This window comes from Winogradskyella sp. (assembly GCF_016744625.1).
Classification (GTDB): Bacteria; Bacteroidota; Bacteroidia; order Flavobacteriales; family Flavobacteriaceae; genus Winogradskyella.
Map to the genome: position 1 here is coordinate 1 of NZ_JADGDZ010000068.1, position 18,655 is coordinate 18,655.

The window sequence follows — 18,655 nt, forward strand, 5'->3', positions numbered from 1 at the left end:
TATTTAACCTTTACCTGGCTTGCATCTTTATAATTATCGTCTATAGCACCAATATATTTTACCTCATTACCTTTTTTAGTTTTTTCTAAAATATAAACATGTGGAGTTTTAGTCGCTCCATATTGTGGATAGATTTCTTGACCTTTATCCATTAAATAAGGAAATGTAAATCCTTTTGCTTTAGCTCTTGCTTGCATTGCTTGCATTGCTTTCATATTATCACCTGGCTTAATTTCTGTGTTATTTGGCATAATAGCAATTACTGGATATCCTTTGTCAGCATACTTTTTGTTAAGTGCTTCTACTCTATCTTCATAAGCTACAGCATAAGGACAAGTGTTACAGGTAAAAACCACAATAAAACCTTTTGCATCTTTATAGTTAGATAAAGACACCATATTTCCATCAATATTTTCTAAGCTAAAATCTGTAGCTATATCACCAACATCATAACCTTTATCTCCTGTGTTTGTTGTAAATGCTGAAAGTGTAAGCACTAACATCATAACCATTAGTAATTTTAAAGTTTTACTCACAACATTATTATTGTTTAAGTGTTCGCTATTTTTTTTAATAAAATTCATATTAAATTTATTTTAAAAATTGTTTAAGTTCGGTTTCAAGTTCTTTTTGCGTAAATGACCTTTCGTAAAATTGTCGTTTATCACTATTGTAAATAATTGTTGCTGGTAATGCACCAGACCAGTCTTTATTAATTGCAGGAATCCATCTGTTTTGATCCGTATCATCAAACGCAATTACTTTAGATTTTAAATCATTTTTTTTTATAAAAGGCTTCAGTTTAGAATCATAATTTCTTGGAAAATCTAAACTCACCAACAGCACTTCTACTCCCTCGTCTTTATAGTTCTCATTTATCTTCTCAAAGTAAGGCATTTCTTTTACACAAGGTGCACACCACGTTGCCCAAAAATTAACAACATGGACTTTATCATCCTTTATATTTATAAGTGGTTCTAATCCATCGTAATCATAGATTTCTATATCTATATCAGGTTCAGAAGAACTTACAACTTCTTTTTGTTCCTCTTTGACATCTTTAGGCTCAACCAAATCGGCATTGGACGACTCATTTTTACATGATAAAACACTAATTAGTAAAACTATGATCAATCGTTTCATGTGTTCATATTTATTGTTTTTCATTTGTCATATGTTGTTCATTATTAAACATTTTCTTAAGTGAAAAAATTTTGAACATGCTCGTTTCATGCTATAAAGTTATTAATCCATTTATTGAAGTATTAATAATTAACAAAAAATTAATGGATTATTGGGCTTAAAATTATGAAGTTCACAAAAGTTACCGATTCAAGAATCTTTTCTAAGATATAGTTTGAAATAAAAAAATTCATTTCTATATTTGGCTTTCAAATGAAAACAATAACAAATCATACTTGGTGGTGGAATTTCTCAAACTCATGTTCGTGAAATAATCCTTGTATGTAAAATATAAAAAAAGGCTTGTCATTCACGACAAGCCTTTTTTAATTTAACCCGATACTGAAATAAATTCAGCATAAATGAAAACATTTAGTCTATATACACATTATAAAAAGATTCTGGCAGACACTATTACTCCTGTAAGCATCTATCTTAAAATAAGAGATAAATTCCCTAATAGTATTCTATTAGAGAGTAGTGATTATCATGCTAATGATAATAGTTTTTCCTATATCTGCTGTAATCCAATTGCTTCAATTCAAGTTAATGATGGTGTTATTTCTCAATCTTATCCAGATGGAAGCTCAAAAAATAATTATGTAGATACTGTTAGTGTTGTTGAGGAAATTCACAAGTTCACACAGCGTTTCAAAGTAGATTCAAATAAAAATTTTAAATTTATTAATAACGGCATATTTGGTTACACATCTTACGATGCCGTAAAGTATTTTGAAGATATCGAGATTTCTAAAAAAGAAAATTCTGTGGCTATTCCAGAAATCTATTACGCAGTTTATCAAAATATCATTGCTATTAATCACTTTAAAAACGAAGCCTATATTTTTGCACATTGTTTTGATACCGAAAATAATATTGATGAAATTCTTCAGTTAATTCAAACGAGACAATATGCCTCTTACGATTTTAATACTAAAGGGGATATTCAATCTAACCTTAGTGATGAAGAATACAAACAACATGTTGAGCTCGCAAAAAAGCATTGTGCAAGAGGTGATGTGTTTCAATTAGTACTCTCTAAACAATTTTCACAAAACTTTAGTGGAGATGAATTTAATGTATATAGAGCATTGCGAAGTATCAATCCTTCTCCTTATTTATTTTATTTTGATTACGGAAACTTTAAAATATTTGGAAGTTCACCAGAAGCTCAATTGGTTGTAAGTGATGGCAAAGCAGAAATTCACCCAATTGCAGGTACTTTTAAACGATCTGGTAATGATTTAAAAGATGCAGAACTTGCAGAAGAATTAATTAAAGACGATAAAGAAAATAGTGAGCATGTGATGTTAGTCGATTTAGCTCGCAACGATTTAAGTAGACACGGAAGTAACGTCACAGTAGAAAATTATAGAGAAGTACAATTCTTCTCACACGTTATTCACTTAGTAAGTAAAGTTACTGGTTCTATACACGGCAAAACAGATACCATGCAAGTGGTTGCAGATACTTTTCCAGCAGGAACTCTAAGTGGTGCTCCAAAACACATGGCAATGCAATTGATAGAAAAGTATGAAAAGACCAGTAGAGGTTTTTACGGAGGAGCAATAGGCTTTATGGACTTTGAAGGTAATTTTAATCATGCGATAATGATTAGAACCTTTTTAAGTAAAAATCACAAACTATTTTGGCAAGCTGGTGCTGGATTAGTTGCAAAATCAAATCCAGAAAGCGAATTACAAGAAGTATATAATAAGCTTGGTGCACTAACAAATGCTATTGAACAAGCAAAAGAAATATGAATTAAGAGTTAAGAGTTAAGAGTTAAGAGTTAAGAGTTAAGAGTTAAGAGTTAAGAGTTAAGAAATCAATAAAATTGGTAACAGAACAACACATAGCAAATGAGAAAGTCCTAAATTTCGACATAGTCGGAATCAACGATTTTCAGAAATAAAGAGCGAAGAAGCGGAACTGCGAAGCGAAGCTTCAAGCATGTAGCTTTGAAAACGAATGGCGCTTTAGCAATTTCCTAACAAATCGTTTTGAATTTTTGGTTCGTTTTGTTTCAAGACAAAATGAACAGAAAGAATAAAAAACAAGTTTAATTAATAAGATTCCTGCCTGCGCAGGAAATAAATATGAAAAAAGTATTAGTAATAGATAATTACGACAGTTTTACATATAATTTAGTTCATTATTTAGAAGACTTAGATTGTGATGTTACTGTAAAAAGAAATGATAAATTAACGATTGAAGAAGTTGACGCTTTTGATAAAATTGTTTTATCACCTGGTCCAGGTATACCAGATGAAGCAGGTTTACTAAAAGAAATTATAGCAACTTATGCACCAACTAAAAGTATCCTAGGAGTCTGTTTAGGTCAACAAGCCATAGGTGAAGTTTTTGGTGGTTCTCTAGAAAATCTAGATAATGTCTATCATGGTGTTGCAACAAACATCACACTTTCAGTTGATGACGAGTCACTTTTTAAAGGGCTCAATAAAACTTTTGAAGTAGGACGCTATCATTCTTGGGTAGTCAACACTAATTTACCTGATAGCTTAGAAGCCACATCGTTTGATGAAAATGGACAGATTATGTCCTTAAGACATAAAGTGTACGACGTAAAAGGAGTACAATATCATCCAGAATCTGTTTTAACACCAGATGGCAAAAAAATATTAGAAAATTGGGTAAATAACTAGTGTTGTCATTCCGCACTTGTTTCGGAATCCACTATTAATTGAAGTTAAATTAAATAGATTCCTGCCTTCGCAGGAATGACAAATATGAAACAACTACTAAACAGACTAATTAATCAAGAAAGTATCTCAGCAGAAGAAGCTAAAGATGTATTAGTTAATATATCCTTAGGGAAATATAACCAAAGTCAAATTGCATCATTCCTCACCGTTTATATGATGAGAAGTATCACCTTAGAAGAACTTCGTGGGTTTAGAGATGCGCTTTTAGAGCTATGTATTCCTGTAGATTTAGACGGTTATAACACAATAGACTTATGTGGAACAGGTGGAGATGGTAAAGACACATTTAATATTTCCACCTTATCATCATTTGTTACTGCAGGTGCTGGCATCAACGTTACTAAACATGGTAATTACGGCGTATCATCTGCTTGTGGTTCTTCAAACGTAATGGAGCATTTAGGTATAAAGTTCACAAACGATATAGACTTTTTAAAACGTAGTATTGACGAAACTGGTATTTGTGTGTTACATGCACCTCTTTTTCACCCAGCAATGAAAAATGTAGCTCCAATTCGAAAAGAATTAGGAGTAAAAACGTTTTTTAATATGCTTGGTCCCATGGTAAATCCAGCATTTCCTAAAAATCAAATAGTCGGCGTTTTTAATCTTGAGTTATTAAGACTTTACGGCTATTTATATCAAGAAACAGATAAAAATTATGCAGTAGTTCATGCATTAGATGGTTATGATGAAATTTCATTAACTGGAAAGACAAAAGTAATTTCAAATTCGTCTGAAACCCTATTCACACCAGAAGACTTAGGTCTAAATCAAATAGAGCAATCTGCAATTTTTGGTGGAAATACGGTAAAACAAGCTGCTAGACTTTTCACTAAAATCATTGATGGAGAAGGAACAGAAGCGCATAATAATGTAGTTTGTGCAAATGCAGGTTTAGCAATAGCAACCGCAAAACAAATTTCACACAAAGAAGGTTTCAAATTAGCAAAAGAATCATTGAAAAATGGTAAAGCTAAAGAGAGCTTATGTAAACTTATTGAGTTGAGTAAATGAATATTTTAGACAAAATAGTAAGAGACAAACGTAAAGAGGTTGATTTACGTAAATCGTTAATCCCAATTCGACAATTAGAACACTCTGTTTTATTTGGACGTGAGACTAATTCGCTTACTCAAAATTTAAGAACTAGCAACTCTGGTATTATTGCTGAGCACAAAAGACGTTCACCATCTAAATCTGTAATCAACCAAGATTTAAATGTGCAAGATGTTGCTAGTGGTTATGAAAAATCTGGTGTTTGCGGCATGTCTGTATTAACGGATGGCAAGTATTTTGGTGGAGCCTTGGATGATTTACTTACAGCACGTGCAAGTTGCAACCTTCCGCTTTTGAGAAAAGAATTTATAATTAATCCGTATCAAATTATAGAAGCTAAAGCTTACGGTGCTGATGTCATATTATTAATTGCGGCCATTTTAACTAGAGATGAGATTAAACAGTTTTCAGAATTAGCTAAAAGTCTTAATCTAGATGTTTTGTTGGAAGTACATAACGAAGTAGAATTACAAAAATCAATTATGCCTTCTTTAGATATGTTAGGTGTTAATAATAGAAACCTTAAAACTTTTGAAGTGAGTTTAGAAACTTCAAAAGCATTAAGCAAGCAAATACCTAATGACTTCGTAAAAGTGTCTGAAAGTGGTATTAGTTCAGTAGAAGCTATTAAAGAATTACAACCTTATGGTTACAAAGGTTTCTTGATTGGAGAAAATTTCATGAAAACTGACAATCCAGGATTAAGTGCTACAGAGTTTATTAAAACCTTAGAATCATGAAATTAAAAGTCTGCGGCATGAAATATAATACTGCTGAAGTTGCAAAACTGCAACCTAGCTATCTGGGCTTTATATTTTACAAAAATTCACCAAGAAATTTTGAAGATGCAATTCCCAAGTTGCCAAAATCAATAAAAAGAGTTGGTGTCTTTGTGGATGAAAATGTCGAAGTTATTGTAGATAAAATTGAAAGGCACAAACTCGATGCTATTCAGTTACATGGTCACGAGTCACCAGAAATTTGCAGATTATTAAAATCTACTAAAAAAGAAATCATTAAAGTTTTTTCTATAAAAGATGAATTTGACTTTTCTGTACTAAACGATTACGAAGATGTCTGTGATTATTACCTATTTGATACCAAAGGTAAATTCCCAGGCGGAAATGGGTACACATTTAATTGGGAAGTTTTAAATAATTACCCATCAACCAAACCTTATTTTTTAAGTGGAGGAATTGGATTAAACGAGGTTGACAGCATTATGTCATTCCTGCGAAGGCAGGAATCTAAATATTGTTACGCAATAGACATCAACAGTAAATTTGAAATTGAACCTGGTCTAAAAAACATAGAAGAATTAGAAAAATTCAAAGCCCATTTGTCATTCCGCACTTGATGCGAAATCCACAATGGACATGAAAACAAATAGATTCCTGCCTTCGCAGGAATGACAGAGAACTATGAAAGAAACATACAACATTAACGAAAAAGGGTATTACGGAGAGTTTGGTGGAGCTTACATTCCCGAAATGCTCTATCCAAATGTAGAAGAATTACGTCAAAACTATTTAAAGATTATGGCTGAACCTTCATTCCAAGAAGAGTTTAATGCTTTATTGAAAGATTATGTTGGTCGACCTTCTCCACTCTATTTTGCTAAACGACTTTCAGAAAAATATAACACAAAAATTTATCTAAAGCGAGAAGACCTCAACCATACAGGTGCGCACAAAATAAATAATACCATTGGCCAAATACTTATGGCAAAACGCCTTGGTAAAAACAGGATTATTGCCGAAACTGGAGCAGGACAACATGGAGTTGCTACAGCAACTGTTTGTGCGTTAGCAGGAATTGAGTGCATTGTGTATATGGGAGAAATTGATATTGCTCGCCAAGCACCAAATGTGGCACGTATAAAAATGCTAGGTGCTAAGGTGGTTCCTGCTTTATCAGGAAGTAAAACCTTAAAAGATGCGACAAATGAAGCGATTAGAGATTGGATAAATAATCCTGTTGATACGCATTATATTATTGGCTCTGCTATTGGGCCTCATCCATATCCAGATATGGTGACCAAGTTTCAATCCATTATTTCAGAAGAAATAAAATGGCAATTAAAGGAAAAAGAAGGTAAAGAAAATCCTGATTATGTGGTAGCTTGTATTGGAGGTGGTAGTAATGCTGCAGGAACTTATTATCACTTTTTAAATAATAAAGATGTTGGTATCATTGCTGTTGAAGCCGCAGGAAAGGGAATTCATTCGGGTGAAAGTGCTGCAACTTCTGCACTTGGTAAAGAAGGGATAATTCATGGTTGCAAAACACTTTTAATGCAAACACCTGATGGACAAATTACCGAACCTTATTCTATATCTGCTGGTTTAGATTATCCTGGTGTTGGTCCTCTACATTCGCATCTCTATAAAACAGGTCGTGGTGAATTTTATTCGGCTACAGACGATGAAGCGATGACAGCAGGACTAGAATTATGCCAATTAGAGGGTATTATTCCAGCTATTGAAAGCTCACATGCATTAGCCATTTTTGAGCATAAAACATTTAAACCAGATGATGTTGTTGTGATTAGTTTATCTGGCAGAGGTGATAAGGATTTACAGAATTATATTGATTATTTTAAGTTATAACGATGAACAGAATAAACCAAAAATTACAAGAAGACAAAAAGCTCTTGTCTATATATTTTACAGCAGGTTATCCAAATATAGATAATACTTCAACCATTATTCAGAATCTTGAAAAAAGTGGTGTAGATATGATAGAAATAGGATTACCCTTTAGTGATCCTTTAGCAGATGGGCCAACAATCCAAGCGAGTTCTACGCAAGCCTTGAAAAATGGTATGACAAGTCAAGTATTGTTTAAGCAAATCAAAGACATTCGTAAGTCTGTTTCTATCCCACTAATCATAATGGGTTATTTTAACCCAATGCTACAATATGGTGTTGAAGCCTTCTGCAAGAAGTGTCAAGAGGTTGGTATTGATGGTCTAATTATACCAGATTTACCAGTAGATGTATATCATTCAGAATATAAATCAATATTTGAAAAATATGGTATAATCAATGTGTTCTTAATTACACCACAGACTTCAGACGAGCGCATTCATTATATTGATTCTGTTTCCGATGGATTTATTTATATGGTAAGTTCTGCAAGCACAACAGGAGCAAAAGTGGGCTTTGGAGATGAACAATCCGAATACTTCGAGCGTATTGCTAATATGAATCTGAAGAACCCACAAATCATTGGTTTCGGAATTTCAAATAACGAGACCTTTACACAAGCTACAAAACACGCAAAAGGTGCTATTATAGGAAGTGCATTTGTAAAGCATGTGACCAATAATGGCATTGATACTATTAATACATTTGTAAATACCATTTTATAATATGAAATTACTAAACGATTGGCGAATCACAATCCTTTTGTGCCTAACATTAGGGTTAGCACCATTTTTTCCAGAACCACATATTGTTGGTAAACTAAAATGGTTAGCTGGTGGAGCTAATGGAATGACAGCAAAAGACTACTTTGATGTCCTTTTACATGGCTTTCCTTTTATATTATTGATTAGATTAATTTTTGTAAAAATTAAAAAATAAGATTCTGAATTAAGTTCAGAATGACAACTAGTATGGCATTAAACATCGTACTCATAGAACCCGAAATCCCAAACAACACTGGTAACATAGGTCGTTTAGCCTTAGCTACAGGCTCGCGATTACATTTGGTAAAACCTTTTGGTTTTGAAATCGATGATAAGCGTCTTAAACGTGCTGGTTTAGATTATTGGCAACATTTAGAAGTTATCTATTATGATTCTACAGATGATTTCTTTGCAAAAAATAAGGATATTAAAATGGTATTCTTATCGAGTCATGGCAAAAAATCGCATTGGGATATTAACTATACTGACGACATGTTCTTAGTCTTCGGAAAAGAATCTATAGGCTTACCAAAACCATTAATTGAAAAACGCCAAGATCAGCTTTTTAAAATCCCATTGTATAGCAAAGACATTCGAAGCCTCAATCTCGCCAATGCAGTTGGTATTATTGTTTATGAAGGTTTAAGACAGTTATCCTAAACTATTAACGCCTCTTACTCAACATCTCTAAATACATAGTCTCAACCTTAGTCCTAGCCCAAGGTGTACGTCTTAAAAATTTTAAGCTAGACTTTATAGAGGGATCACTTGTAAAGCAACGTATATTGATTTGGTAGCCCATATACTCCCAACCATAATGCGCTTCTAGATCAGTAATAATCTGTTCTAGTTTTACTCCGTGAAGTGGATTATTGGGTTGTGTTGACATATTTTTTTTATCATTCCTGCAAAGACAGGAATCCATTTAAGTTTTATTTATACTAAAGTCGTATTTAATCTTGAACCAATTCCTTAATCTTAACTGCTTTTTCAAAATGATTGAGCTTGTGTGTTTGTATCCACCACGTTGCAGCTTCCATTAATAATTCAGGATTGTCATTCTTATTTTTAAAAAACGCATAGAATGAGACACCAACATTAGTCCCTTTCTGAGCGATTTTCTTATTGCAGACTTCTACTATCTTCTTTTTTAAAGTGCTTGTCATTTCCTAACCTCTATTATCGTTACGTCTTCTGTTTCGATTTCGGTTAGAATTTTTAGAGTTTCCAGAATTTCTTTGACCAGAATTTCTATTACGACCTTGGCTTCTATTTCTATTCTGACCTGGTTTAATAGGTTCTCTTGATGCATTAGGATCTGGTTCAAAACCTTCAATAACCTCAACATCAATTTTCATATCAATTAACTTCTCTATATCTCTTAAATAAGTAGTTTCATCTGCACTTACTAAAGAGATTGCTTCACCACTAGCTCCAGCTCTACCTGTTCTACCAATTCGGTGAACGTAGTCTTCAGAAATATTAGGTAATTCAAAATTAATAACGTGAGGTAACAACGGAATATCTAATCCACGCGCTGCAATATCTGTAGCGACTAATACTCTAACTGATCCATTTTTAAATCCTGCCAAAGCTTTGGTTCTTGCACCTTGACTTTTATTTCCATGAATGGCTGCTGCCGAAATACCAGCACTAATCATCTTTTTACAAAGCTTATTAGCACCATGTTTGGTTCTATTAAAAACTAAAACTTGTTTCCAGTTGCCATCAGAAATTAGTTTAATAATTAAACCTGTCTTTTTACCCTTTGCAACGCGATACACTTTTTGTTCTATAATCTCAACAGCTGTGTTTTCTGGAGTCGCTTCAACCTGTACAGGATTATTAAGAATAGAATACGCTAACTTCTTAATATCCTTAGAAAAGGTTGCTGAGAACATTAAGTTTTGTCGTTTGCCTTGCATCAGTTTCATCACACGTTCTATATCGCGTAAAAAGCCCATATCTAGCATTCGATCTGCTTCATCTAAAACAAAGATTTCAACACGTTTTAAGGATAGAGCTCCTTGGCTTTCTAAATCTAATAATCGACCAGGCGTGGCTACTAAAATATCGACACCTTGTCTAATCGTAGCAACTTGTGGTTTCTGATTTACACCACCAAAAATTACAGCGCTTCTTAAGTTTAAAAACTCACTATATTCTTTAACATTTGCATAAACCTGTGCTGCTAACTCACGTGTTGGTGTTAATACCAAAGCACGTATTGGCCTGTATTTTTGTTTTGGGTTTTCGGATAACAGGTGTAACATAGGTAAAGTAAAACCTGCTGTTTTCCCTGTTCCTGTTTGTGCAGAGGCTAAAACATCTTTCCCTTCTAAAACTGGTGGAATGGCTTTGGCTTGTATTGGTGAAGGAGTATCATATCCTTTTTTCTCGATTGCTCGTAAAATAGGCTCAGATAAGCCTAATGATTTAAATGACATATATAAAGTTTATGAAGCAAACTCTATCTTTATTAGGTCACTCCTTTATTTTTGGCAAAGGTACATGTTATTTTTTCTAATATACTATTCATTGTTTTATTGAAAGAATTGTCGAAATTGCCGTCAACCAAAATATATTCAAATGAAAAACCTTATTTATTTATTAGTCCTTCTATTTAGTTTTAACTCTATTAATGCTCAGAAAAAAGCGGTAACAGAAACTGGTGATGAAGTTTTACTATATGACAACGGAACATGGAAATACGTAGATGATAATCTAAATGAAGTTACTGAAGTGAAATTAAACCCAAAAGAATTCAAAAAACCAAGCAAATCTAATTTTTTATTAAAGAGTACTAGAGTTGATGTTGGTGTTTGGCTAAATCCTAAGGAATGGAATTTTGAAAAAGCCATAGATAACCCAGAAGCAGAATACGAAATAAGTTTAAAAGGCGAAGATTTATACGGAATGCTAATAACTGAAAAAATGAGTATTCCTATTTCAAATCTAAAGGACATTGCAATAGAGAATGCAAAACTAGCTGCACCAGATATTCGTTTAGTTAAAGAAGAATATAGAATGGTAAATGGCTTAAAAATGTTGTTATTAGAAATGGCTGGTACTTTACAAGGTATTAAATTTACCTACTATGGTTATTATTTTTCTTATGATGGTGGTACCATTCAATTTATCACTTACACTTCTCAGAGTTTAATAGACAGTTACAGACCTAAAGCCGAAGAGCTAATAAATGGTTTAGTATTACTTAATGATTAAATGGGTCGATTAATTAGAATTACTTTTTGAATTCTATAAAAACTCACGATACTGCAGTACTCTGAAATCGAACGTATTAAACTTTGGGTCTTTAGCTTTGAGTTGTTTATAAAGTGGTAATCTGCTAATAGAAATGTTTGCTGCACCTGAGCCAGAAGTTAATGATACGGTTTTTATAAGTCGTTCTAATTTGGCAGATTCCCACGCTTCGTTCGGAATGACGAACTCATGAATTCTTGGCACTTCGTTATTAATCAATTCTAGTTTTAAATTATAGTCTTTTAAATGTTTTCTAAAAAAATATTCTGGTCCGTTTTTACTTTTACCACCTGTAAACAGAATGGTTTCAATATTTGGGTATTGTTTTAAATAACCAATGACATCTCTTAGTTTTATGTTTTGCATTCCTATATCAGAAGCATCAATTTTTTCTCGTTCTGCGCTTTCTACGATGTCGCAAACTCCTATTTTATGTTCAATTAAAAATTGTTTGCGCTCGTCTATCGCTTCTTTAGAATTATCGTAACGTAAATTGAGGTTATGGATTTTCTCTATAAATAACCACAGTGAATTGTAATAACTTCCATAGCAGAAGTTGACATCCTTTTCTAACAAGTCTCCTGTTGAAAATCTTGGTGGTGGTAACGTCCCAACGATTAGTTTTTTGGTGTCTTTTTGAATAAATGGTTGGTATGGATGTTTGTGTTTGAACATTAGTTTCTAGTCAAAAAAGTGAATTCGTGAATCTTCGTATTTCGCAGGAATAACAAAACATAATTACAAAGACTTCAACAAACGTTCTACCTCAACAATTGTAGTTCTGTAAATTCTTCTGTTAGGTTTTGTCATGTGCTGTGATTCTACAGAAATTTCGTTAAGCAATTCTTTTCCTTCAGAAGCTCTGTTGTTCTCTATATAGAATTTAGCAAGTTCTAAGCGTTCTGCATAATTAGAATAAGGTCTATCTATCTGTTTTAGTTGAACCTCAGCTTCTTCTACTTTATCTAATTCTTTTAGAGCCAAACCATAACAGAATTGTTGTTTTGACCCTTTAAATTCAGGCTTTTCTTTAATAGATTCAGCATACTCTATAACTCCTACATAATCTTCAAGCTGAAAATAACATAAAACTAGTCGCTGTCTTGCGTATAAATCGCTTTGATCTATATCTTTTAAAGTGTATTTATAATTAACTATAGCATTTGGCATATCACCATTATCAACATAAGCATCTGCCAATTCTATTCTGTTTGAATAAGAATCAGAGAATTTTAATTTCTTTTCTAGGTCTCTTATTTTCCTTGTAGGATTTATAATTGAAGTAATTTCACTTTGAATTTTCTCAGCGTCTCTTCTATTATAAATGTTGATAATAAAATAAAATATTGGGCCTATAACTGGAATAAAGAAAACAAGAAAATACCAATAATAAGGTTTTCTATTTTTATAAATATGATAAAGACAATACGCTTGAAGAGCAATAATTATATAATAACGCATAAAAGATAATTAGTCATTAAATATAACAACTATCTCGTAAAGACTAGTTCATTTTCTGAAGACAATTCTTCACTAAAACCATAATTATCGTAATTAAAACCTTTAACGTCATCAATAGTTTTAGCATCAGTATCTATAATGTAACGTGTCATTAAACCTCTAGCTAGCTTAGCAAAAATAGCAACAATTTTATACTGTCCGTTTTTAAACTCTTTAAAAGCAATATTAATCACTGGTACTTTTAAAGCCTTTATATCTATGGCTTTAAAATACTCGTTACTTGCTAGATTTAAGAATAATTCATCCTCTTCTAACTCATCGTTTAAAGCTTGAGTCACTTTCTTTTTCCAAAATTCATATAGATTCTTGTTCTTACCTACTGGCATTTTTGTCCCCATTTCTAAACGATATGGCTGCACTAAATCTAATGGTTTCAACAAACCATATAATCCTGAAATAACACGAACTGTATCTTCGACTTTATCAAGTTTTTTTGTGTTTATTGAATACGCATCTAAGCCTCTGTATACATCACCACTGAATGCATAAATGGCTTGCCTTGCATTTTCAGAAGTAAAAGGCAATTCCCAGTTTTGATTGCGCTCGTAATTCAACTGACCTAAATTATCCGAAATATGCATCAACTTGGATAAGCTCTTGGCTGATTTCTTTTTTAATAATTTATTTAAACGCTCAGCTTCTGCTAAAAAACAACCTTCTGTAGTCTTAGTTGTTGGTAGTTTTGTTTCGAAATCTAAAGACTTTGCTGGTGATAATACGAGTTTCATAGTCAACTTCCTGCGAGAGCAGGAATCTCATTAAAGGTTATACAAATTTTCTTTAAATGTAAAAGTACAATGTAAATGAAAGAGTTTCTAATTTTAGTAAAAACTAATCTTGATAGTGATATAACGATTGTCTATCTCTCTAAAAGATTATTTATCTGTTATTTACTACTTCGAATTTTTGATTTCTGAACTCGTTTTCTAATCTAGAATTTAAAGAATATGTTAGATGCTGAAATAAATTCAGCATGACAAAAGAATGATTTTTTGTTTCCTACGAATCTTGATGCTTGGCATAATGCCTCCACTTCTCAATACATTCTGATATATCTTCAGGAATTTCAGATTCGAATTTCAGGAATTCTCCTGTTGTTGGGTGCTCAAAACCTAAAGTTCTAGCATGTAAGGCTTGCCTTGGTAAGATCTTAAAACAATTATCTACAAATTGTTTGTACTTAGTAAATGTGGTCCCTTTTAAGATACGCTCTCCTCCGTAACGCGCATCATTAAAGAGTGTATGACCAATATGTTTCATATGCACACGAATTTGATGTGTGCGACCCGTTTCTAACTTACAACTTACTAAAGTAACATAACCTAAACGCTCAATAACTTTGTAATGCGTTACTGCTGGTTTACCTTTATCTATATCGTCTCCTTCGTAAACTGTGTTTTGTAATCTATTTTTAGGATGACGACCAATATGACCTTCTATTGTGCCTTCATCTTCTTTCATATTTCCCCAAACTAAAGCGACATATTCGCGCTCACTCGTTTTTTTAGCAAACTGATTAGAGAGATGTGCCATGGCATGCTCTGTCTTGGCTACAACCAAAAGTCCACTTGTGTCCTTATCTATACGATGTACCAAGCCTGGTCTATCACTTGAGTTATTAGGCAAATTTTCGAAATGAAAAATCAAAGCGTTTATAAGTGTCCCAGAATAATTTCCATGGCCTGGATGCACTACCATTCCGGCTGGTTTATTAACCACTAGTAAATCATCATCTTCGTAAACCACATCTACAGGAATATCTTCTGCTACTAATAAATTCTCGTGTGGAGGATGTTCAAATTTTACAGTAATATAATCGTTTGGTTTTACCTTATAATTTGATTTTACAGGTACATCATTCACAAAAATACTTCCATCTTTTGCTGCAGCTTGAATTTTATTACGCGTTGCGTTTTCAATAAAATTCATTAAATATTTATCTATTCGAAGTGGTTGTTGACCTTTTACAACTCTAAAAGCATGATGCTCATAAAGTTCGTCTTCTTGTTCGGGAATATTAAGAATATCTGGCATGTCTTATTTATCGCTTACCATTACCTAAAACCAAATCTATGGTAGATGTTAATGGTAATTGTGCTCCTGGTTTTAGAGTTTTTCCATCATGCTTCATACCTAATACAACATCCTTTCCGATGTTATCAATGTAAGTAATCTTTCCTATTTTAAATTCTAAGGCTTGCAATTGTGGTTTTGCTTGTCTAAATGTACGTTTCAGAATATTTGGCACTTCTACTTTTCTGTAACCAGAAGGGTTTAAGATTAGGTAAATCTTTCTATTTTCTTTAACCTGAGCACCTGCAATTGGGCTTTGTTCTATAACCGAATATTTAGGGTATTTAGGATTAAAATTTGCTGAATCTTGAATTGCCATTGTTAAGTCATTATCTTTTAATTCTATCTTAACAGTTTCAACTGACTTACCTTTTAAATCTGGCACAATTACAAATTCACCATTATTGGTTGTAATATCTAACCACTTCAGTATGATAAAACATAACACAACAATAGCAACAATAGCCAATGCCAATTGTTTAAAAAACACTTTACTAGTAAGAAACTTAACAAAACTCATAAGCTAAATAATTGATGACAAAACTAAGAAATTATAACGTTATAATAACGTCGTACAAATAAAATACGTATCAACTATAAATTTAGATTATTAAAAATAAATGATACTTTTACATTATAGCTTTTTAAATTAAAGAATGAAAAAAAATATTGCAATAATAATGGGAGGTTATTCTAGCGAATATAAAATTTCCCTAAAAAGTGGCAACGTTGTTTACGACTCCTTAGACAAAGGGAAATACAACGCATATCGCGTTCATATTTTTAAGAACAAATGGGTCTATGTTGATGATAGCGACAAAGAACTTTCTATAGATAAAAATGACTTTTCAGTGACTATAAATTCTGAGAAAATCACTTTTGATTGTGTTTTTAATGCTATTCATGGATCACCTGGCGAAGATGGTTTTATGCAAGCCTATTTTAAATTGTTAGTCATTCCGCAGACTAGTTGTGGTATGTACCAAGCTGCTTTGACCTTTAACAAACGTGATTTACTCGCAACGTTAAAACCTCATGGAATTAAAACTGCTGAAAGCTATTATCTAAATCTTGGTGATACAATAGACAAAAATACTATTGTTGCAAAAGTTGGACTTCCGTGTTTTGTAAAAGCCAATAAAGCTGGTAGTAGTTTTGGGATTTCTAAAGTATATAAAAAAGAAGACCTACAAACTGCTATTGACAACTCATTTAAAGAAGATAACGAAATCATAATCGAACAGTTTTTAGATGGTGTAGAAGTCTCTGTTGGAGTGATTTCTTTTAAAGGTGAAACCAAAGTACTTCCGATTACCGAAATCGTTTCTGAAAATGATTTCTTTGATTACCAAGCTAAATATGAAGGGAAATCTCAGGAAATTACTCCTGCTCGTATTTCTGAAGATTATGAACAAAAAACAAGAACCGTTGCAAAAAGAATCTACGAAACACTTGGCATGAAGGGCTTTTCTCGGAGTGAATTCATTTTTAAAAATGATGAGCCTTATTTACTCGAAGTGAATACAGTACCAGGTTTAACCAATGAAAGTATTTTACCTCAACAGGCAGCTGAAGCCGGAATTAGCATGATGGATTTGTTTGATAATGCAATTCAAGAAGCTTTGAAAAATTAATAGTTATCTTTGAAATAAATAAAAATTTCCCATTTTTACGGGAACGACAAAACCTTGTCAATGAAAAGAGCATTATTCCCAGGTTCATTTGACCCAATCACTTTAGGCCACTACGATATTATAAAACGTGGTATAAAACTTTTTGACGAAGTCGTTGTTGCTATTGGCATTAATGCTGATAAAAAATACATGTTTTCTTTAGAAGAACGAAAGTCTTTTATTGAAGCATCTTTTAAAAACCATCCTAAGGTAAAAGTTGTAACTTATAAAGGTCTAACTATAGATTTTTGTAAAGAAATAGATGCTCAATTTATTCTTAGAGGCTTAAGGAATCCTGCAGATTTTGAATTTGAAAAAGCCATTGCTCACACCAATAGAAAACTATCTAAAATTGAAACTGTATTCTTATTAACTGCGGCAGACACCTCGTATATTTCTTCCTCTATTGTACGCGATGTTATTAGAAATAATGGTGACTACACTGTTTTAGTGCCTAATAGCGTCGTCGTTAAATAATATTATTACGTCTAGCTTTTTGGACAGCTTCTAGCTTATTATGCACTTGTAATTTCCGATACATGTTTTCAATATGTTTCCTAATCGTACCTGTAGATAAAAACAAATTTTCTGCAATCGCATTGTAGCTTAAACCTTTACTTAAATGCTCAAGCACATCAACTTCGCGATCTGTGAGTTTTATTTGTTCTTTCTCTTCTTTGTCTTCAACAAAAGGGTTACGCAATAACTTCAATGTTTTAAGAGCAATTGAAGGATTCATAGCTGCGCCACCATTTAAAGTTTCTAAAATACCAGAATGTAAATCACCAGCATTTATTTCTTTCAGTAGATAGCCATCTGCTCCTGCCTTTATAGCATTGAAAATATTTTCGTCATTATCAAAAACCGTGAGCATTATAATTTTAATCTGTGGATATTTTTGTTTCACTTTTTCAGTTGCTTCAATGCCATTCATTACAGGCATTTCTATATCCATTAAAATTAAATCTAGATTATGGTTGTCTTCTAATTGCTCTAATAAATCTGCACCATTCATTGCATTAAACTTCACTTGTAAGTCTTCAAAAAAAGACAACTTCTCTTCTACCGCTTTTATTAAAAAGGTATTATCATCTACAATTGCTATTCTGGTGTTCATAATATACTGAGTTAAAAACTAAAGGTCTTACAATTAATTCATTAAAACTATACGTAATTCATCGTATTTTACAACCTTAGAATTATTGTTGTTCCTATGTTTATGGTCGAATCTATATTTAGGCTTCCGTTGATATCCATGGAACGCTTTTTCATATTATATAAACCATTACCAAGCTCAACTTTGCCCTTATCAAATCCCTCTCCATTATCTTTTATTGTAATTTTCATTTGGTGCTCTTCTTTAGAAATAACAACCTCTATTTCTGATGCTTCAGCATATTTTATTGAATTGTTTATAGCTTCTTGTATAATTCTGTAGATATTCATGCCTCTTACTGATGTAAATGATATTGATCTATCGACACTGTCTTCAACTTTAAATTTAAAATCGATGTTTTGTGCTGCTAGATTAGCTTTTTCTATAAAATTTGAAATTCTTATTTGAAGATCTTCAAACGTTATTTTACTTTTATTCATTGCCCAAATCGTGTCTCTTAACTCGTATATCGTGGTGGTTGTAAATTCACTGATATATTTGAGTTTACTGCTTAATTTTTCTGGAAGTTTAAAGCCATATTTTAAATTATCTAAAGATGAAATAATAAATGTGAGTTGCGCACCTATAT

The 18,655-nt window shown here is 32.4% G+C and carries 24 protein-coding genes; 12 read left to right on the top strand and 12 right to left on the bottom strand.

Annotated features, from left to right (window positions below; genetic code table 11):
* Nucleotides 1-512, bottom strand: a 512-nt coding sequence (locus tag QZZ53_RS12760; RefSeq protein ID WP_296385314.1) for a redoxin domain-containing protein, incomplete at its 3' end; no start/stop codon positions are given.
* A gap of 79 nt (nt 513-591) precedes the next feature.
* On the bottom strand, nt 592-1,143 hold the full coding sequence (locus QZZ53_RS12765; RefSeq protein ID WP_296385269.1) for a TlpA disulfide reductase family protein: 552 nt from the start codon (nt 1,141-1,143) through the stop codon (nt 592-594).
* Nucleotides 1,144-1,544: 401 nt separating this feature from the next.
* Here QZZ53_RS12765 and QZZ53_RS12770 point away from each other — a divergent pair, with 401 nt between their 5' ends.
* The 9 genes from QZZ53_RS12770 (at nt 1,545) to QZZ53_RS12810 (ending at nt 9,039) form a co-directional block, all read left to right on the top strand.
* Nucleotides 1,545-2,945, top strand: coding sequence for an anthranilate synthase component I family protein (locus QZZ53_RS12770; RefSeq protein ID WP_296385272.1), 1,401 nt, complete (start codon nt 1,545-1,547; stop codon nt 2,943-2,945).
* A 336-nt stretch (nt 2,946-3,281) separates the two neighbouring features.
* Nucleotides 3,282-3,848: an aminodeoxychorismate/anthranilate synthase component II gene (locus tag QZZ53_RS12775; protein ID WP_296385275.1), complete on the top strand. Its 567-nt coding sequence runs from the start codon at nt 3,282-3,284 to the stop codon at nt 3,846-3,848.
* Between the two features lie 84 nt (nt 3,849-3,932).
* Nucleotides 3,933-4,925, top strand: coding sequence for an anthranilate phosphoribosyltransferase (gene trpD / locus QZZ53_RS12780; RefSeq protein ID WP_296385277.1), 993 nt, complete (start codon nt 3,933-3,935; stop codon nt 4,923-4,925).
* The gene (gene trpC, locus QZZ53_RS12785; RefSeq protein ID WP_296385279.1) at nt 4,922-5,707 is read left to right on the top strand and encodes an indole-3-glycerol phosphate synthase TrpC; all 786 of its coding nucleotides are present in this window, start codon (nt 4,922-4,924) and stop codon (nt 5,705-5,707) included. Before trpD ends, trpC begins: the two co-directional genes overlap by 4 nt.
* A complete protein-coding gene (locus tag QZZ53_RS12790; protein WP_296385280.1) occupies nt 5,704-6,324 on the top strand; it encodes a phosphoribosylanthranilate isomerase in 621 nt (206 codons plus the stop codon). The genes trpC and QZZ53_RS12790 overlap by 4 nt, the downstream gene beginning before the upstream one ends.
* A gap of 64 nt (nt 6,325-6,388) precedes the next feature.
* A complete protein-coding gene (gene trpB / locus QZZ53_RS12795; RefSeq protein WP_296385283.1) occupies nt 6,389-7,576 on the top strand; it encodes a tryptophan synthase subunit beta in 1,188 nt (395 codons plus the stop codon).
* Between the two features lie 2 nt (nt 7,577-7,578).
* On the top strand, nt 7,579-8,340 hold the full coding sequence (trpA, locus tag QZZ53_RS12800; RefSeq protein ID WP_296385285.1) for a tryptophan synthase subunit alpha: 762 nt from the start codon (nt 7,579-7,581) through the stop codon (nt 8,338-8,340).
* A gap of 1 nt (nt 8,341) precedes the next feature.
* The gene (locus tag QZZ53_RS12805) at nt 8,342-8,554 is read left to right on the top strand and encodes a hypothetical protein (protein WP_296385286.1); all 213 of its coding nucleotides are present in this window, start codon (nt 8,342-8,344) and stop codon (nt 8,552-8,554) included.
* Between the two features lie 32 nt (nt 8,555-8,586).
* Nucleotides 8,587-9,039, top strand: coding sequence for a tRNA (cytidine(34)-2'-O)-methyltransferase (locus tag QZZ53_RS12810; RefSeq protein ID WP_296385288.1), 453 nt, complete (start codon nt 8,587-8,589; stop codon nt 9,037-9,039).
* Nucleotides 9,040-9,043: 4 nt separating this feature from the next.
* Here the strand turns inward: QZZ53_RS12810 and QZZ53_RS12815 are convergent, their stop codons facing one another.
* The 3 genes from QZZ53_RS12815 to QZZ53_RS12825 all read right to left on the bottom strand — a co-directional run bounded on the left by QZZ53_RS12815 (nt 9,044) and on the right by QZZ53_RS12825 (nt 10,826).
* The gene (locus QZZ53_RS12815) at nt 9,044-9,268 is read right to left on the bottom strand and encodes a VF530 family protein (RefSeq protein WP_296385289.1); all 225 of its coding nucleotides are present in this window, start codon (nt 9,266-9,268) and stop codon (nt 9,044-9,046) included.
* A gap of 64 nt (nt 9,269-9,332) precedes the next feature.
* Entirely contained in the window at nt 9,333-9,545 is a 213-nt protein-coding gene (locus tag QZZ53_RS12820) for a DUF6500 family protein (protein WP_296385292.1), read from the bottom strand.
* A gap of 3 nt (nt 9,546-9,548) precedes the next feature.
* Nucleotides 9,549-10,826, bottom strand: coding sequence for a DEAD/DEAH box helicase (locus QZZ53_RS12825; protein WP_296385294.1), 1,278 nt, complete (start codon nt 10,824-10,826; stop codon nt 9,549-9,551).
* A 142-nt stretch (nt 10,827-10,968) separates the two neighbouring features.
* Between QZZ53_RS12825 and QZZ53_RS12830 the strand changes: the two genes are divergently transcribed.
* Nucleotides 10,969-11,604 carry a hypothetical protein gene (locus QZZ53_RS12830; protein ID WP_296385295.1) on the top strand — a complete coding sequence of 212 codons (636 nt, stop codon included), beginning with the start codon at nt 10,969-10,971 and terminating at the stop codon, nt 11,602-11,604.
* A gap of 33 nt (nt 11,605-11,637) precedes the next feature.
* Here the strand turns inward: QZZ53_RS12830 and QZZ53_RS12835 are convergent, their stop codons facing one another.
* The 5 genes from QZZ53_RS12835 to QZZ53_RS12855 form a co-directional block, all read right to left on the bottom strand.
* Nucleotides 11,638-12,318 carry a uracil-DNA glycosylase family protein gene (locus QZZ53_RS12835; RefSeq protein ID WP_296385298.1) on the bottom strand — a complete coding sequence of 227 codons (681 nt, stop codon included), beginning with the start codon at nt 12,316-12,318 and terminating at the stop codon, nt 11,638-11,640.
* Between the two features lie 63 nt (nt 12,319-12,381).
* The gene (locus QZZ53_RS12840; protein ID WP_296385300.1) at nt 12,382-13,104 is read right to left on the bottom strand and encodes a hypothetical protein; all 723 of its coding nucleotides are present in this window, start codon (nt 13,102-13,104) and stop codon (nt 12,382-12,384) included.
* Nucleotides 13,105-13,133: 29 nt separating this feature from the next.
* Nucleotides 13,134-13,892: a peroxide stress protein YaaA gene (gene yaaA, locus QZZ53_RS12845; RefSeq protein WP_296385302.1), complete on the bottom strand. Its 759-nt coding sequence runs from the start codon at nt 13,890-13,892 to the stop codon at nt 13,134-13,136.
* A 271-nt stretch (nt 13,893-14,163) separates the two neighbouring features.
* Nucleotides 14,164-15,198, bottom strand: coding sequence for an RluA family pseudouridine synthase (locus QZZ53_RS12850; protein WP_296385303.1), 1,035 nt, complete (start codon nt 15,196-15,198; stop codon nt 14,164-14,166).
* A 7-nt stretch (nt 15,199-15,205) separates the two neighbouring features.
* The gene (locus QZZ53_RS12855; protein ID WP_296385305.1) at nt 15,206-15,757 is read right to left on the bottom strand and encodes a PASTA domain-containing protein; all 552 of its coding nucleotides are present in this window, start codon (nt 15,755-15,757) and stop codon (nt 15,206-15,208) included.
* Between the two features lie 136 nt (nt 15,758-15,893).
* Here QZZ53_RS12855 and QZZ53_RS12860 point away from each other — a divergent pair, with 136 nt between their 5' ends.
* The gene (locus QZZ53_RS12860) at nt 15,894-16,871 is read left to right on the top strand and encodes a D-alanine--D-alanine ligase (RefSeq protein ID WP_296385307.1); all 978 of its coding nucleotides are present in this window, start codon (nt 15,894-15,896) and stop codon (nt 16,869-16,871) included.
* A gap of 60 nt (nt 16,872-16,931) precedes the next feature.
* The gene (gene coaD, locus QZZ53_RS12865; protein WP_296385309.1) at nt 16,932-17,387 is read left to right on the top strand and encodes a pantetheine-phosphate adenylyltransferase; all 456 of its coding nucleotides are present in this window, start codon (nt 16,932-16,934) and stop codon (nt 17,385-17,387) included.
* Here coaD and QZZ53_RS12870 read toward each other — a convergent pair.
* The gene (locus tag QZZ53_RS12870) at nt 17,380-18,027 is read right to left on the bottom strand and encodes a response regulator transcription factor (RefSeq protein WP_296385311.1); all 648 of its coding nucleotides are present in this window, start codon (nt 18,025-18,027) and stop codon (nt 17,380-17,382) included. The two genes, coaD and QZZ53_RS12870, sit on opposite strands and share 8 nt — an antisense overlap.
* 68 nt (nt 18,028-18,095) lie before the next feature.
* Nucleotides 18,096-18,655: ATP-binding protein (locus tag QZZ53_RS12875; RefSeq protein ID WP_296385312.1), on the bottom strand; the 560-nt coding region annotated here is incomplete at its 5' end.

What these genes read in the sequence shown, in the direction of transcription:
- QZZ53_RS12815 (WP_296385289.1), bottom strand. Translation starts at nt 9,268, where the DNA reads ATGTCAACACAACCCAATAATCCACTTCACGGAGTAAAACTAGAACAG.
- QZZ53_RS12825 (WP_296385294.1), bottom strand. Translation starts at nt 10,826, where the DNA reads ATGTCATTTAAATCATTAGGCTTATCTGAGCCTATTTTACGAGCAATC.
- trpA (WP_296385285.1), top strand. Translation starts at nt 7,579, where the DNA reads ATGAACAGAATAAACCAAAAATTACAAGAAGACAAAAAGCTCTTGTCT.
- QZZ53_RS12765 (WP_296385269.1), bottom strand. Translation starts at nt 1,143, where the DNA reads ATGAAACGATTGATCATAGTTTTACTAATTAGTGTTTTATCATGTAAA.
- QZZ53_RS12790 (WP_296385280.1), top strand. Translation starts at nt 5,704, where the DNA reads ATGAAATTAAAAGTCTGCGGCATGAAATATAATACTGCTGAAGTTGCA.
- QZZ53_RS12850 (WP_296385303.1), bottom strand. Translation starts at nt 15,198, where the DNA reads ATGCCAGATATTCTTAATATTCCCGAACAAGAAGACGAACTTTATGAG.
- QZZ53_RS12810 (WP_296385288.1), top strand. Translation starts at nt 8,587, where the DNA reads ATGGCATTAAACATCGTACTCATAGAACCCGAAATCCCAAACAACACT.
- QZZ53_RS12775 (WP_296385275.1), top strand. Translation starts at nt 3,282, where the DNA reads ATGAAAAAAGTATTAGTAATAGATAATTACGACAGTTTTACATATAAT.
- QZZ53_RS12830 (WP_296385295.1), top strand. Translation starts at nt 10,969, where the DNA reads ATGAAAAACCTTATTTATTTATTAGTCCTTCTATTTAGTTTTAACTCT.
- QZZ53_RS12805 (WP_296385286.1), top strand. Translation starts at nt 8,342, where the DNA reads ATGAAATTACTAAACGATTGGCGAATCACAATCCTTTTGTGCCTAACA.
- yaaA (WP_296385302.1), bottom strand. Translation starts at nt 13,892, where the DNA reads ATGAAACTCGTATTATCACCAGCAAAGTCTTTAGATTTCGAAACAAAA.
- trpC (WP_296385279.1), top strand. Translation starts at nt 4,922, where the DNA reads ATGAATATTTTAGACAAAATAGTAAGAGACAAACGTAAAGAGGTTGAT.
- coaD (WP_296385309.1), top strand. Translation starts at nt 16,932, where the DNA reads ATGAAAAGAGCATTATTCCCAGGTTCATTTGACCCAATCACTTTAGGC.
- trpD (WP_296385277.1), top strand. Translation starts at nt 3,933, where the DNA reads ATGAAACAACTACTAAACAGACTAATTAATCAAGAAAGTATCTCAGCA.
- QZZ53_RS12860 (WP_296385307.1), top strand. Translation starts at nt 15,894, where the DNA reads ATGAAAAAAAATATTGCAATAATAATGGGAGGTTATTCTAGCGAATAT.
- QZZ53_RS12820 (WP_296385292.1), bottom strand. Translation starts at nt 9,545, where the DNA reads ATGACAAGCACTTTAAAAAAGAAGATAGTAGAAGTCTGCAATAAGAAA.
- QZZ53_RS12870 (WP_296385311.1), bottom strand. Translation starts at nt 18,027, where the DNA reads ATGAACACCAGAATAGCAATTGTAGATGATAATACCTTTTTAATAAAA.
- QZZ53_RS12835 (WP_296385298.1), bottom strand. Translation starts at nt 12,318, where the DNA reads ATGTTCAAACACAAACATCCATACCAACCATTTATTCAAAAAGACACC.
- QZZ53_RS12840 (WP_296385300.1), bottom strand. Translation starts at nt 13,104, where the DNA reads ATGCGTTATTATATAATTATTGCTCTTCAAGCGTATTGTCTTTATCAT.
- QZZ53_RS12855 (WP_296385305.1), bottom strand. Translation starts at nt 15,757, where the DNA reads ATGAGTTTTGTTAAGTTTCTTACTAGTAAAGTGTTTTTTAAACAATTG.
- trpB (WP_296385283.1), top strand. Translation starts at nt 6,389, where the DNA reads ATGAAAGAAACATACAACATTAACGAAAAAGGGTATTACGGAGAGTTT.
- QZZ53_RS12770 (WP_296385272.1), top strand. Translation starts at nt 1,545, where the DNA reads ATGAAAACATTTAGTCTATATACACATTATAAAAAGATTCTGGCAGAC.